The sequence below is a fragment of the Micromonospora sp. LOL_024 genome, assembly GCF_048060415.1.
Lineage (GTDB): Bacteria > Actinomycetota > Actinomycetes > Mycobacteriales > Micromonosporaceae > Micromonospora.
On record NZ_JBHMIS010000044.1, the window covers coordinates 1 to 14,281 of the forward strand.

At 70.3% G+C, this 14,281-nt stretch carries 10 protein-coding genes and 1 pseudogene; 7 read left to right on the plus strand and 4 right to left on the minus strand.

Annotated features, from left to right (window positions below):
- Window positions 1-18: 18 nt before the first annotated feature.
- The gene (locus tag ACFHWY_RS25585; RefSeq protein WP_416582811.1) at window positions 19-954 is read right to left on the minus strand and encodes a methyltransferase; all 936 of its coding nucleotides are present in this window, start codon (window positions 952-954) and stop codon (window positions 19-21) included.
- 142 nt (window positions 955-1,096) lie between these two features.
- Between ACFHWY_RS25585 and ACFHWY_RS25590 the strand changes: the two genes are divergently transcribed.
- From ACFHWY_RS25590 to ACFHWY_RS25615, 6 genes and pseudogenes are all read left to right on the plus strand, one after another.
- Window positions 1,097-2,224 carry a glycine amidinotransferase gene (locus ACFHWY_RS25590; protein WP_416582812.1) on the plus strand — a complete coding sequence of 376 codons (1,128 nt, stop codon included), beginning with the start codon at window positions 1,097-1,099 and terminating at the stop codon, window positions 2,222-2,224.
- Window positions 2,225-2,253: 29 nt separating this feature from the next.
- On the plus strand, window positions 2,254-3,378 hold the full coding sequence (dpgA, locus tag ACFHWY_RS25595; protein ID WP_416582813.1) for a 3,5-dihydroxyphenylacetyl-CoA synthase DpgA: 1,125 nt from the start codon (window positions 2,254-2,256) through the stop codon (window positions 3,376-3,378).
- A 10-nt stretch (window positions 3,379-3,388) separates the two neighbouring features.
- Window positions 3,389-4,645: a (3,5-dihydroxyphenyl)acetyl-CoA 1,2-dioxygenase DpgC gene (gene dpgC, locus ACFHWY_RS25600; protein WP_416582814.1), complete on the plus strand. Its 1,257-nt coding sequence runs from the start codon at window positions 3,389-3,391 to the stop codon at window positions 4,643-4,645.
- Between the two features lie 203 nt (window positions 4,646-4,848).
- A pseudogene (locus ACFHWY_RS25605) lies at window positions 4,849-5,499 on the plus strand (aminotransferase class I/II-fold pyridoxal phosphate-dependent enzyme); the annotation flags it as partial.
- A gap of 435 nt (window positions 5,500-5,934) precedes the next feature.
- Window positions 5,935-6,681 (plus strand): SDR family NAD(P)-dependent oxidoreductase, encoded by a 747-nt coding sequence (locus tag ACFHWY_RS25610; protein WP_416582831.1) that lies wholly within the window; start codon window positions 5,935-5,937, stop codon window positions 6,679-6,681.
- Window positions 6,608-7,792 (plus strand): FAD-dependent oxidoreductase, encoded by a 1,185-nt coding sequence (locus ACFHWY_RS25615; RefSeq protein WP_416582832.1) that lies wholly within the window; start codon window positions 6,608-6,610, stop codon window positions 7,790-7,792. The genes ACFHWY_RS25610 and ACFHWY_RS25615 overlap by 74 nt, the downstream gene beginning before the upstream one ends.
- A gap of 660 nt (window positions 7,793-8,452) precedes the next feature.
- Here ACFHWY_RS25615 and ACFHWY_RS25620 read toward each other — a convergent pair.
- Together ACFHWY_RS25620 and ACFHWY_RS25625 are read right to left on the minus strand one after the other, a co-directional pair.
- A complete protein-coding gene (locus tag ACFHWY_RS25620; RefSeq protein ID WP_416582815.1) occupies window positions 8,453-9,781 on the minus strand; it encodes a peptide ligase PGM1-related protein in 1,329 nt (442 codons plus the stop codon).
- Complete coding sequence (locus ACFHWY_RS25625) at window positions 9,747-12,104, minus strand: amino acid adenylation domain-containing protein (protein ID WP_416582816.1); 2,358 nt, start codon at window positions 12,102-12,104, stop codon at window positions 9,747-9,749. Before ACFHWY_RS25625 ends, ACFHWY_RS25620 begins: the two co-directional genes overlap by 35 nt.
- A 770-nt stretch (window positions 12,105-12,874) precedes the next feature.
- On the opposite strand from ACFHWY_RS25625, the gene ACFHWY_RS25630 reads away from it, so the two are divergent.
- Window positions 12,875-13,450, plus strand: coding sequence for an AfsR/SARP family transcriptional regulator (locus tag ACFHWY_RS25630; RefSeq protein ID WP_416582817.1), 576 nt, complete (start codon window positions 12,875-12,877; stop codon window positions 13,448-13,450).
- Between the two features lie 2 nt (window positions 13,451-13,452).
- On the opposite strand, the gene dpgD is transcribed toward ACFHWY_RS25630, so the two are convergent.
- On the minus strand, window positions 13,453-14,250 hold the full coding sequence (gene dpgD / locus ACFHWY_RS25635; protein WP_416582818.1) for an enoyl-CoA-hydratase DpgD: 798 nt from the start codon (window positions 14,248-14,250) through the stop codon (window positions 13,453-13,455).
- Window positions 14,251-14,281 lie beyond the last annotated feature (31 nt).

Here is a 14,281-nt window from a genome sequence, read left to right on the forward strand (position 1 = left end):
CACTCCCCATCCTGGGCATCACCAACACTCCGGACACCCACGGAACTTGATTAAGCCCTGGTCACCGGCGCGGGCCGCCACGCTGTTCAGGTCGAACACCGTGACGCGCAGATCGGGGAACCGGTTGGCCAACTGGATGGCCGTGGTGCCGTCGCCACCGCCGACGTCCACCAGGTGCCCGACTCCGGACAGCTCGGCGTTGTCCAGCAGGCCGTCGAGGGTCTGCCGGGTAAACGCTCCCATCGCCCGGTGGAAAACGGCCTCCAGCTCGGGGTCGCGGGAGAGCCGCTGGTAGAGCGACGGCTCGTCGCCGGGGTAGTCGGCGAGCGCGGTATTCGTGCCCGTGCGGACGGCCGAGGTGAGGTGCTGGAACGCCGGGTAGTAGACACGTTGCCAGGCCGGCAGGATGTGCCGCCAGCTGTCCGGGCCGTCGCCGGCGAGCAGTGTTTCGGCTACCGCGCTGTTCACGTACCGCCCCTCGTGCCGCTCGATGAGCCTGGTCGAGCACAGCGCGTGCATCAGGACCCGGAGCTGGTGTCGCGGTACGTCGGCGAACTGGCGAATCTCGTCGAGCTCGGCCTTCGGCTGCCGGGCCAGGAAGCCGAAGATGTCCAGCTCCAGGCCGGTGACGACGGCGTTGAACAAGGCCGGCCCGTTGACGATCAGTTCGAACCGCCGGAACACCTCATCGTCCCACAGCGACTTGATTGCGGGCCCGGTCCCCTCCGCGGCGAGCCGCGATTCGATCAGGTTGGCCAGGTCGGCGAACTCTGAGTGGGTCACCACGTCGACCGCGTTCACGGCGATGTCGAACGTCGTCGCGATGGACGCCGCGAGGCGCACAGCGTCGATGGAGGTACCGCCGCTGTCGAAGAAATCGGCGTCGTCGGTGGCGTCCTCGGTGCGCAGCGCGGCACCCCACAGCGGGCCCAGCTTGGCGGCAACATCGGTCATGGTGCCGATCGAAGCACGGGTGACCGTGGTCGTCGGTCCGGCCGATGCGCGGCGTATACGTGACGCCATGCCCTGCGTATGCGGCCCGCGGCTACGTTCTCGCCACGTCGAGTCCACCACGGACATACTGAGGAGCTGCCGGGTGAAACTCAATAGCTTCGACGAATGGTCCCCGCTGCGCGAGGTCGTCGTCGGCTCTGCCGTCAACTACACGTCGCACGAACGGGAACTGTCGTTCGACCTGTTTTTTCACGACAACCTCGTCCGGTCGGAGTGGTACTACCCGCGGCTGTCGGCGCCTTCGGCTGGGAAGTCCGCCTCTGCCATCAAACAGCGGTACGTGGACGAGCTAAACGAGGACGTCGAGAACATCGCTAGAATACTTGAGTCGCTGGGCGTCCTGGTGCACCGGCCGATGCCGGTGCACCCGTCCACCAACGAGGTGAAGACACTGGCCTGGTCGGCGTCCGTGGTGCCGGCCCTGAACGTCCGGGACAACACGCTGATCGTCGGCGACGAGATCATCGAGACGCCGCCGATGATCCGGTCCCGGTACTTCGAGACCCAACTGCTGTCACCGGTCTTCGCCGACTACTTCCGTAGCGGCGCCCGGTGGACGGTGATGCCGCGGCCGCTGATGACCGACGCGTCGTTCGATCCCTCGTACGCGAACAGCAACGCCGGCGGTCCGATCGAGCCGGTGCAGGACCCGGAGAAGTCCCCGTACGACGTCGGCTACGAGATGATGTTCGACGCCGCCCAGTGCCTGCGCCTTGGCCGGGACATCGTCGCCAACATCGCGACCGCCAACCACGCCCTCGCGGTCGACTGGCTGGAACGCCACCTCGAGGGCCGGTTCCGGATACACCGGGTGTACCAGCTCAGCGACAGCCACATCGACAGCATGGTGCTCGCGTTGCGGCCGGGCCTGCTGCTGGTGCGCTCGCCCGAGGTGGTCGACTACCTGCCCGCGGCGCTCCAGAAGTGGGACACCATCGTGCCGCCGCCGCCGGAGAGCAACAACTTCCCCGTGTACGACGACGACGATCTGATCCTCACCAGCCCCTACATCGACCTGAACGTGCTGTCGGTCGATCCCTACACGGTGCTGGTCAACGACGCCTGCCCGGAACTCGTCCGCACTCTGGAGCGCCACAAGTTCACCGTCGTCCCCGTTCGACACCGCCACCGGCGGCTGTTCGGCGGCGGCTTCCACTGCTTCACCCTCGACACGGTCCGGGACGGCGGGCCGGAGGACTACCTCAACTGATCGGCGGTCGGCCACGGAAGGGGAACCGGATGTTACGGGTGCTGGAGGCGGTCCAGCCGGAGGTCACGGTGCCGGCCACGCTCGCCACACCGCCGCGCCTGCTGTCGGTCGGCACCGCGGTGCCGCCGGAGTCGTACACCCAGGAGGAACTGCTCGACCTGTTCGGCATCGAGGACGTCCGAATCAGGTCGGTGTTCCACAACAGCGCGATCGAGCGCCGGCACCTGACCCTGCCGCCGACCGATCCGGACGGCGGCAGGGTCATGGAGAGCCAGGGCCAACTGCTCGGCAAGCATGTCCACACCGGAGTTCGGATGGGCCACGCCGCGGTGGACGCCTGCCTTCAAGCGGCCGGCATGCGGCGGGGCGACGTGCGGTACCTGTGTTGCGTGTCGTCGACCGGTTTCATCACGCCGGGCTTCAGCGCGCTGCTCATCAAGGACCTCGATCTGGGCCGGGACTGCTCCCGGCTGGACGTGGTCGGGATGGGTTGCAACGCCGGGCTGAATGCGCTCACCGCGGTCGCCGGTTGGGCCGCCACCCATCCCGGCGAGCTGGCCGTGATGGTGTGCATCGAGGCATGCTCGGCCGCGTACGTCTTCGACGGCACCATGCGGACGTCCGTGGTGAACAGCCTGTTCGGCGACGGCGCGGCGGCGGCGACCCTGCTCGCCGGGCCGGGCCCGAGCGGCGACGCCGGCACCGGCACCGGCACGCCCGAGGTGCTGCGCTTCGCGAGCTGCATCATCCCTGAGGCCGCCGACGCCATGCGGTACGACTGGGACGACACGGTCGGCAGGTTCAGCTTCTACCTCGACCCCCTGATCCCGTACGTGGTGGGCGCGCACGCCGAGGAGGTGGTGGACCGCCTGCTCCGGGGGACCGGCCTGAAGCGGTCCGACATTGACCACTGGCTGGTGCACTCGGGCGGCAAGAAGGTCATCGACTCGGTGCGGGTCAACCTCGGCCTGACCCGCCACGACCTGCGGCACACCATCGGCGTGCTGCGCGACTACGGAAACCTGTCGAGCGGCTCCTTCCTGTTCTCCTACCAGCGCCTCGTCGAGGAGCAGGCGGCGAAACCCGGCGACCACGGAGTGTTGATGACCATGGGTCCCGGTTCGACTCTCGAGACCGCCCTGCTGCGATGGTGAGGACGGCCTCGTGGACTTGACTGGTGAGCTGACCCGAGACGCGGAACTGTTGGCCCGGCTGCCCGTACCGTCCGGCCTGGCGCCGTCCGACGGTGGGCACGACAGTTGCCGTGCCCTGCGGCACCGCTTCCTGCACCGGCACGCCGCCGCGGTGTACGACCGGCTCACTGACGGCCGGACCCGCCACCGCAGGATCGCCGACCTGGTTTATGCTGCGGCCGACCGGTTCCCCGGCCTGGTGCCGACGCGCGCCCAGATGGACGCCGAACGCCTGCTGCCGCAGGCGGGTCGGGCCGGCCGCGAGATCGACCAGGGCATCTTCTTCCGGGCACTGCTGCGGGTGCCGGACGTGGGCGGGCACCTGATGGACTCGATGGCCCTGCCGTCGCCGCGCGCACTGGACCTGCTGGACGCCTTCGACCGGGACGGTCACGTCGCCCTGGACACCCTGGATGTCCGGCGCCAGGGACCGGCCGCGCACGTCACCGTGACCAACGACCACTGCCTGAACGCCGAGGACGAGGGCCTCGTCGCGGACATGGAGACCGCGGTCGATCTGGTCACGCTGACCGGCACCGTACGGGTGGGTGTGCTGCGCGGCGGCGTCATGACCCACCCGCGCTACCGAGGCCGCCGCGTGTTCAGTGCCGGGATTAACCTGGCCGAACTGTGCGCCGGCCGGATCTCGCTGGTCGGGTTCCTGCTTCAGCGGGAACTGGGCTACGTCAGCAAGCTGATCCACGGCGTGCTGGCCGACCCGGCGCCAGACGCCTTCCCGGACCGCTTCGCCGCCCGGCCGTGGCTGGCGGTGGTCGACGGCTTCGCCATCGGCGGTGGCACCCAGCTGTTGCTCGCCTGCGACCGCGTGATCGCGGTCGACGACGCCTACCTGAGCCTGCCGGCCGCCCGCGAGGGCATCGTCCCGGGTGCCGCGAATCTGCGCCTGAGCCGAATGACCGGCGGCCGGTTGGCCCGCCGGGTCATCCTCGGTGGCGAGCGGATCGGCGCCGACGACCCGGCGGTCGCCACCCTGGTCGACGAGGTGGTGCCGACCGAGCAGGTGGACGCCGCGGTGGACGCTGCCGTGGCCATCCTCGCGGAGCCGGCCGTGCTCGCCAACCGGCGGATGATGTGCCTGGCCGAGGAACCGCGGGACCGGCTGCGCGAATACCTTGCCGAGTTCGCCTACCTCCAGGCCACCCGGGCGTACAGCCCGGACGTGCTGGCCAGGCTGGCGGACTGGCACCGCCCGGCGATGCCGGCATGAGGATCAGGCTGGACCGCGGCGAGTTGCACGGTTCGCTTGGCGACGAGGTGCTCGGGTCGATCGGCTTCCTCAACGAGGTGATGTCCCGCTATCCGGCGGCCATCTCGTTCGCGCCGGGCGCGCCCCACCTCGTGCACCTGCAGGAGGTAGACATCGCCGGCGCCGTCGAGCGGTACGTCGACCACCTCGCCGGCCGATCCGGCATGTCCCGGGCGCGGGTCCGGCAGCTGCTGAGCGAGTACGGCCCAAGCCGCGGCCTGATCAATGACCTGATCGCCGGGGCGCTGCGGGCCGACTACGGCCTCGACGTCGATCCGGGCGCGGTTGTCGTGACCGTCGGGGCGCAGGAGGGCATGCTGATCACGCTGCGCGCCCTCTTCGCCGGCCCGGCCGACGTGCTAGCCGTGGTGAGTCCCAGTTTCGTGGGCATCACCGGTGCCGCGCGCCTCCTCGACATCGACACGGTCGCCGTCGAGGAGTCCTGGGAAGGGCTCGACGTGGATCGGGTCACGCTTGCCTGCCGGGCTGCCCAAGAGGCCGGCCGCCGGATCCGCGCGCTGTATGTGGCGCCGGACTTCTCCAACCCGGGCGGCTCGGTGCTGGACCTGGACGGCCGTCGCCGGCTCCTCGACCTCGCTGAGCGCGAGGACTTCCTGGTGCTGGAGGACAACACGTACGGCTTCACCGCGGCTCCCGGTGCCGAGATACCGATGTTGAAAGCGCTCGACCAGACCGGCCGGGTGATACTGATCGGCACGTTTGCGAAGGTCTGCATGCCCGGCGCGCGCGTCGGTTTCGTGGTCGCCGACCAGTCGGTGCGCGATGCCGGCCGACTCGCCGATGAGCTGGCCGCGATCAAGAGCATGGTCACGGTCAACACCGCACCGGTCTGCCAGGCACTGGTCGGCGGGCTGCTGCTGAAGCACGGCGGGTCGCTCGCCGCACTCGGCCGGACCCGCTCGGAGCTCTACCGGCTCAACCTCGCCACCATGCTGGACGCGCTGGACCGCCACGCCCCACACCTTCCGCCCCGGCGTGCGCTGGAACCGGCCCCGCGGCGGCTTCTTCGTGCGGATGCGGGTGCCGGTACGCGTCGACGCCGGCTTGCTGGAGCGGTCCGCGTCGGCGTACGGCGTGGTGTGGACGCCGATGTCGCAATTCTACGTGGACGGCGGCGGCACCGACGAGCTGCGGCTCTCCTGCAGCTACCTCGATCCGGAGCAGATCGGCGAGGGCGTCGCACGGCTCGCCGCCCTCCTCAAGGACGCGTCACTCGTTTAGGAGGGCAGATGGCACGACTGGCCGTTGTTTCGGGCGGTGGAACGGGAATCGGCTGGGCGGTCGCGCGCCGGCTTGCGGCCGATGGCGACCGGGTGGTGATCCTCGGCCGGCGGCCTGGTCCGCTGAAGGCGACCGCTGACACAATTAACCATGAACTCGGCGGTGACCTGGTCGGGTGGCACACCGCCGACCTGACCGACCCCGGTGACCTGGCCGGCGTCGTCGGGGCGGTGGACCGCGCCGGCGGCACGGTGGATGTGCTGGTCAACAATGCCGGCGGCCGCTTCGGCGACGACGGGACGGACCTCGCCGCGGTCGCCGCGGGCTGGAGCCGGGACTTCCAGGGCAACGTGCTGCCCACCGTGTTGCTCACCGAGGCGCTGTTCGACCGGTTGCGCCGGCCGGGCGCCCGGATCGTCGCGCTGGGCTCGGTGGCGGCGTTCCGGCCTACCGGGTCGTACGGCGCCGCCAAGGCCGCCCTGCACGCGTGGGTCTACACGGCCGCGACCCGGCTGGCGCCCGCGGGAGTGACCGTAAACGCCGTCGCGCCGGGCTTCATCCCGGACACCGAGTTCTTCGGCGGCGGCCTGACGCCGGAGTTCATCCTGTCCCGGGTTGACCTGACTCCGGTGGGCCGGCCCGGCACACCGGACGAGGTGGCGGCCGCCGTGCGCTATCTGGCTGCACCGGAAGCAGGCTTCACCACCGGACAAATCCTGCAGGTCAACGGCGGCATGGTCTTCGGCCGAGGTTGAGGCGTCGGCACGAGACGGGGGAGGCCGCATGGCAGGCGAACATCGGGTGGCGGTCGTCGGTGGTGGAATCTTCGGCGTGACCGCCGCGGTCCACCTCGCACGAGCCGGGCACCATGTGGTGCTGCACGAGGCCGGACCGGAACTGCTGCAGGCCGCGAGCGCGGTTAATCAGCGCCGGCTGCACCGCGGCTACCACTATCCACGAAGCACCGAGACGGCACTGGCGGCGCGTGACGGTGCCGAGTCGTTTGCCGCCGAGTACCCGCAGGCGGTCCGCGCCGACTACGACCACTACGTGGCGATCGCGCGTCGAGACAGTCTGGTCTCGGCCGGCGAGTACCTCGACTTCTGCCGGCTGCTCGGGCTCGAATACATCGAGGACCATCCGCCGTACCTGCGGACGGAGTCGGTGGACCTGTCGCTGCGGATTCGCGAGGACGCCATCGACGTGGACGCCCTGCGGGCCGCCTGCTGGCTCCGGCTCATCGAGCACGGCGTCGACGTGCGTCTGCGCTCGCGCCGCCGGGTCGCCGACCTGGCCGGCTACGACCAGGTGGTGTTCGCCACCTATGCCCGGCTCAACGACCTTCAGGCAGAGGTGCCCGGCGGGGCGGTGGACTACCAGTTCGAGGTCTGTGAGAAACCGGTGGTCCGGCTGCCGCCGCCGTACCACCGGCGCAGCCTGGTGATCCTGGACGGCCCGTTCCTGTGCGTCGACCCGCTCGGGCCGGACGGCTCGTTCGTGCTCGGCAACGTCGTGCACGCCATCCACGCCACCACCCTGGGCCGGAACGCCCTGGTTCCCGCACATCTGGTGAATCACCTCGACCGTGGCATCACCCGGTCGCCGGCCAGCAAGTTCCCGGCCTTCGTGCGGCACGCCCGGGACTTCCTGGACGACATCGATGACGCCCGGTACCTTGGCTCGCTGTTCACCATCCGCGCGGTGCTGCCCGGGCTGGACAGCAGCGACGCGCGGCCCACCCTGGTGCGCCGGCTCGACGAGCGCAGCATCGCGGTGTTCGGCGGCAAGATAGCCACCTGCGTGGCTGCGGCCCGTCAGGTCACCGCGATGCTGAACACCGGCGTGCCGTACGCGGTCAGGCGCTGAACCGCCCGGCGGTCCGGTACCGGACCGCCGGGCGCACCCGTCAGGCTTCCAGAACTCCGCCGCCAGGGCCAGCCGGTCGACCTTCCTGTTGGCGTTCAGCGGGAGCCCGGCCGCGTGCGTGATCGACCGGGGCACCATGTACCGCGGAAGGCAGGCCAAGTCGCCGGAGTCGAGCCGCCGAACCCGGTGCCCGGTGCGGGAGTACCGCTCGCCGTCGAGGGTCACGAACCGGTCCTGGTCGTCGGCCGGGTCGAGATAGCCCCGGAACGTCTGCCGACCGGCCACGGTTAGCTCTCCGTTTCGCAGCAGCGGGAGCCGAAGTCCATCGTGGATCAACGCCGGTCGAGCCGGACGTGAACAAGATGTACGCCCATGCGTCGCGCTCCACCGACGGCGGTGCGGTCGGCCGGGGTAGCGCAGGTTCAGTGGCACCGCCGGCGCCCCGGCGTACAGCGCGGCCAGCAGGCCGACGTGGCCGGCGGCGCTGGAACCGGCGCACACGCCGACCGGCCGCCCGGCGGCGGTCCCGGCCGCCAGCCGCCGGGCCCAGCCGTGCACCTGCCGGTAGGTCAGGATGCGGCCACCCGCGCGGAGGCGGCCCGGTCGGCGAAGCGTGCGCCCGCCGGACACAGCAGGTCCAGCAGGTTGCCGCCGGGTTCGTCAGGCATCGACGGTCCCGGCATCCGAGCCGAAGACCGGCTTTAGTGACTGCTCGACCTGCCAGGCCTCGTCGACGGTCGGCATCACGATGCAGTACATGACGCCCTTGACGTTGTCGAACGCGTTGGTGAACACCACCCCGGCCCGGGTTGCCGGGTCGTAGGCCAGCCCGGCCGCTGTGACCCGCTCCAGCGCCGCGCTGAACGAGGGAACCGACCAGTCCTCTGGCCAGACTCGTTCCAGGATGGTCCGGTCAGTACCGTAGCCATCGCCGACCACCTTCCGGCCGATCCGCCCGTAGATGTGGGTCGAGCCGGTGACCCGGCCGTTGTACTCGGTGAACAGCACCTCGCGCTGGGGCGTGACGATCGCGTCGGCAGCGAGCAGGCCCCGGTATCCCATGGCGCGCAACGGCTCGCACAGCCGGTGGGTCGCGGAGACCAGCGTGTCCAGTACTTCCGGCTCCAGTCCGAGCGCGGGCATCACCTGGCCGATCGCGTACGGCGCGGACAGCAGTTCCCCGGTGCCCTGGGTGTGGATTCCCTCGTCGGTGATGGATACCTCGGCGAAGAACGCGGAGCTGTCCCGGACGTAGCGCTCGACCACCGGCCGGCTGCGGCTCCCGGAGGTGAGCCACTCCCACCGGTCGTCGAGATAGGCCCGGACGTCCGGGCGGCCGTCGACCGTGACGGTGCGGCGGGCGCCGATCGGCCGGACCCCGGGCTCGGTGCTGAGGATCTCGTTGCCGTGCCCGCCGGAGAGGAAGTCGTGCTTGATGATCACCTGGCGGTAGCGGTTGAGCAGCTCGACGATCGTCGTCTCGGCGACGTCCCGGCTGGTGCAGACCGCGCCGGGTGGGAGCGGGACACCCACGCCGCTGGCGATCGTGCGGAACGCCGACTTGCTGTTCACCATCGTCCCGCCGGCCTGGTCGACGAAGCCATAACCGGGCAGCGCCGTGGCGATGCCGAGGGACCGGGTGAGCCGGGCGACGGCGGCGTCCGGCCACAGCGCAAACACCGTTTCGACCTCGCGGCCGTCGATGGCCTTGGCGGTCGCCGCGACGAGCTTCTCGTCGACGAGCCGGGCGGCGCTCAGCGTGCCGCCGTCGGCGGGGCCGGCGGGTAGGACGACGAACCGCAGCGACTCCGGCCGGGTGCCGGTCAGCGACGTGACGTACCGGACGAACGCCTCCTCGGGCGCGGTGGGTAGCACGAGCACGTCGTCGTCCTCAGCGAACCACACCAGCCGCTGCACCCACCAGCCGGTCCAGCCGCGATCGGTCCGTACGTCCTCACTGAAGTCGTTGCCGATGAGTAGGCGTGTCATTGGTACCCCCATGCCGATCCTCGATAAGGCCGACGATCGTGCTGACCGTCGGGGACGTCAGAAACCGCACCAGCGGGATCTCCACCGAGAACTCCCGCTTGACTTCGGAGAACATTTCCATGAGCCGGATCGAGTCGCCGCCTGCCGCCAGGAAGCTGGTCCGCACGCCGACCTCCGCGATGCCGAGCAGGCGGCACCAGATCTGCGCGAGGGTCACCTCCACGGGCGTCCGCGGCCGGTCGTCGTCGGCGGGCAGCACCGTCTCGGGAACCGGCAGCCGGGACCGATCGAGCTTGCCGGTCGCGGTCAGCGGCATGCTGTCGAGCACCATTAGCGCGGACGGGACCGCGTAGTCGGGTAGCTGCCGGGTGAGGTAGCCGGCCAGCTCCCCGGCGTCGGCCGGCAGCGAGGTGGCCGAGGTGACGTAGCCGGCCAGCCGGGCCCCGCCGCGGCGCTGGTCAACCACGACCGTGGCCTGGGCGACGGTCGGGTGCGTGCGCAGCAGGGCCTCCACCTCGCCCAGTTCCAGCCGGTGCCCTCTGATCTTGACCTGGCGGTCCTTGCGGCCTTGAAAGACCAGGGCACCGTCGGGGCGGCGGCGGACCAGGTCGCCGGTCCGGTAGTACCGGGTGCCGTCCGGGTGGGTGCCGAACGCCCCTGCGGTGGGCTTCTCCTGGCGCCAGTAGCCGCTCGCCACCCGGCCGCTGCGGATCTCCAGCTCGCCGACCACCTCAGTAGGCCGGCCGCCCGGGTCCAGCAGGCACACCTCGACGCCGTCCACCGGGTGGCCGACCGGCACCGCGGCGCCGTCGGCGTCAGCTTCGGTGACCAGGTGTTGCAGGGCCAGCGTGCATTCGGTCGGGCCCAGGCCGTTGACCAGCGTGCAGTCCGCCGGGAAGTGCTCTCGGAAGCGTTCCACGTCGTCCCGGACGACCTCCTCGCCGCCGAGCACCACGACCCGTACGCTGCGCAGGTCCCCGTCATCGCCATCGCCCATCAGGTACCGGAAGAGGGTCGGCGTGCCGTGCAGGATCGTCGCGCCGACCGCGGCGAGCCGGGCACGTAGCTCGGCGGGCGGCAGCATCGGGTCGACGATATGCAGGGTTGCGCCGGTGAGCAGTGCGCCGAACAGGTCCATCACGGCGGCGTCGAAGGTGAACCGGGCCAGCAGCGGGACCTGCTCGGTGGGGCCCAGCCGGATCCGGTCGGCGTAGGCGAGCGCGTGGGCCAGGACGTTGCGGTGGATCTGCACGACGGCCTTCGGGCGACCGGTCGAGCCTGAGGTGTTCAGCAGGTAGGCGGGGGAGTCCGCGCTCACCTCCGGGCCGGGCTCGCTCTTCTTCGCGGCGGACGGCAGAGGGACCAGTGGCGTTCGGTCGTCCCCGAGCGCGGCGGCGGCCGTCCGCAGATCGGGGTCGTGGAGGACCGCCGCCACGTCGGTGTCGGCGAGGACGTTGTCCAGGCGGCCCGCAGGCTGCCGCGGGTCCAGCGGAACGTAGGCGCAGCCGGCCTTCAGCACCGACCAGACCCCGACGGCCAGGCCGACGTCATGGCCGGCCAGTACCGCGATCCGCCGGCCGGGGCCGAACCGGCGGCACAGGTCGGCCGCCAAGGCGTCGGTGACGGCGTCGAGCTCGTCGTAGCGGTACGCGCCGGACGGCCCGGTGACCGCGGTCCGGGCGGGTTCGGCCGCCGCGACCGCCCGGAAACGGTCCACCAGGGACTCGTCCGCGCCGGCGGGCGGCGGTGGCGCGTAGCCGGCCGGAATCGCCAGCCGCCAGGCCGGGGGTGACTGCGGGGGACCGGCCTCGACCGGCACAGCCGCGACGGGCGTGTGTGGGTCATGGAGCACCTCGCTGAGGGCGGTCCGGTAGTGCGCGGCGAGCCGCGCCGCCGTCGCGCGGTCGAACAGGTTCGCGTGGTAGGTCACCCGGATGGCGGTTCCGTCGGCGGTCAGCTCCAGTTCCGCGCCGGGTTGCGGCGCCTCGGCGAGGTCGTTTCCGAACAGAACGCTCGCGGCCGTATCTGCCCGGCCTGCCCCCGCAACGCGGCGGGCGAGGTCGGCGAACGGTGCGTCCGGGTCGACCTCGACCCGCAGCGCGGGCCCGCCGCGGACGCCGACGACGGTCTCGCCCTCGCCGGTGTGCCGATGCAGCACCAGGGTGAAGACGGCCAGCAGGATCGTGGACGGGGCTTCGCCCAGGTTCGCCGCGATCTCCCGGAGGGCGGTGGGCGTGTCGTCGGGAAGGACCAGGTCCTCCACCTCGGCGCGGTACGGCGGTTCCGGAAATCTCGGCCGGTCGGCGGCCGGGCCAGCCCTCATGAATCCCCTTCCGTGCCGGCGCTCGTATCACCAGACTGGTAGGCGTGTCATCCGATTTAATACGATGAATGTCGCAGTCAACCGGAGGGCCGGACAGCAGGCATTACCTAAACACGAAGCGGCCAGCGGTAACATGCGATCGAGTGCGCGTTGGATCGACCGTTAGGCACTCACCCTAACGTGAGCTGCGGTTGACCGCCAAGGGAAGTTGGTGATCAAATAATTGCAGTAGTTTTCAGTCTGAGAACCTTCTGTGAAGGAGGGGTCGATCGATGGGCCTGGCCGGAGCGCCTTGGCCGTACAGGAGCTCGAACGGTTGCCGGGCCTTGCCCAATCTGGTGGGATCGGCTAGCCTTCAACCCCTAGCAGGTGCCGTCTACCGCGTTGCGCAGGAAAGCGGTTGCCCACGGTGTCCACGGGGGGTCGGAGGGCTTGTCGACCTAATCGGAAAATTTGTGAATGGGCGCGTTGGCCTCATTCTTGAATTCAGTTCGGATACCCGCCGGCCGGATGCTCGAAATGGTTCGGCGTGGAGGCAGCAAAAGCGGGGGTTTGCGTTGGATTTCTACCTGCTCGGAACTTTAGGGATAGGCGATGCAACGCAGCGCCTGAGCGCGCCGAGAGGAGCAACGAGTACACTGTTGGCGGCTTTGTTGCTGCGTCCCAATCAGGCGGTCGACACGCCATCGCTGTGTGAGTTGTTGTGGCCCGAGAATCGGCCGCCGTCAGCCGGGGCCAATCTGCGGCAGTACGGGTCGCGAATACGCCGGTTGCTCAACAGTTGCGGGCCGGAAGAGGCGTCCCGGCTACGCTTCACGCCCGGCGGCTACGTGCTCGAGCTGGAACGTCACGAGCTGGACCTCACTCTCTTCGAGGACCTCACCAACAACGGCCGTGAGGTGCTGGACGCCGGCGAGGTCACGCTCGCCCGGGAGTACCTCGAGCGCGCCGTCGGCCTGTGGAGGGGCCGGATCTGCCAGGGCGCCTCGATCGGCCCGAAGCTGGAGACGGAGCTGCTCTACTGGGAGGAACTCCACCTGGCCTCGCGGCGGCTGCTGCTTCAGGCGCGGCTCCGGCTGGGTGAGTACCACCAGGCGATCGCCGAGATCCGGATGCTTCTGGTGAGTAACCCGCTGTGCGAGGACCTCTGGGGCATGCTGATGCTGGCCTTCTACCGCTCGTACCGCCGTGCCGACGCGCTCAAGGTCTTCTCCGTGGCGCGCCGCCGCTTCATCCAGGAACTGGGCATGGAGCCCACCTCGGATCTGCAGAACCTGCACCATTCGATCCTGCGGGGCGACTGCCCGCTCGACGGGTTCAGCTGGCTCAGCCGTTCCGCGGCGTAACGTCAGCTCCCCGACCAACGCGGCGGACGCTTCTCGGCGAAGGCGACCGGGCCCTCCCGCGCGTCGTCGCTCTGCCGGCGGCGCTCCTCCCACCCGTACCCGGCCGTGAACGCCTGGTCCAGCGGCAGCGTCGCGGACCGGGCCGCGGCCTCCTTGACCGCCCGGACCGAAAGGGGGGCACAGGCCAGGATGTCCCGCACCCACTCGTCGACACAGGCGTCCAACTGGTCCGCCGGCACTACCTCGTTGACCAGCCCCAGCTCGTACGCCCGTGTGGCGCTCATCGACCGCCCGGTGATGAGATGGCCGACCGCAACCCGGTAGGGCGCCTGCCGGGTGAGGCGGAAGACGCCACCGGCGCCCGCGACCAGGCCGAGCCGGGCCTCTGGCAGGCCGAACGTCGCCTCTTCGGACGCTACGACCACGTCGCAGGCCAGCGCCAGTTCGAAGCCGCCACCCAGCGCGTACCCGTGCACCTTGGCGACCAGCGGCTTCGCCATTTCGAACCGCTCGGTCAGCCGCGGCCAGCCGGGCCTGCCGCGACTGCCGAACGAGGAGGTCGGCGCGTCCGGCCAGCGCGTCCGGCCGGCGAGTTCCTTAAGGTCCTGGCCGACCGAGAAGGCGCGGTCGCCGGCCCCGGCCAGGACGCCGAGCCAGATGTCGTCATCGGTCTCAAAGTCGTCCCAGACCGCCGCGAGTTCCTCGTGCATCCGCAGGTCCATCGCGTTGAGCACGGCCGGCCGGTCGAGCATGACGTAGGCGACGTGGTCCCGCTTTTCGTACCGCACGCGCTCCGTCACTACAGCACGATATCGAACCATCACGAAGGAG

Bases quoted from the DNA above. Each gene is read 5' to 3' on its own strand.
- dpgA (WP_416582813.1), top strand. From the start codon at position 2,254: ATGTTACGGGTGCTGGAGGCGGTCCAGCCGGAGGTCACGGTGCCGGCC.
- ACFHWY_RS25620 (WP_416582815.1), bottom strand. From the start codon at position 9,781: ATGACACGCCTACTCATCGGCAACGACTTCAGTGAGGACGTACGGACC.
- ACFHWY_RS25610 (WP_416582831.1), top strand. From the start codon at position 5,935: ATGGCACGACTGGCCGTTGTTTCGGGCGGTGGAACGGGAATCGGCTGG.
- ACFHWY_RS25625 (WP_416582816.1), bottom strand. From the start codon at position 12,104: ATGAGGGCTGGCCCGGCCGCCGACCGGCCGAGATTTCCGGAACCGCCG.
- ACFHWY_RS25585 (WP_416582811.1), bottom strand. From the start codon at position 954: ATGACCGATGTTGCCGCCAAGCTGGGCCCGCTGTGGGGTGCCGCGCTG.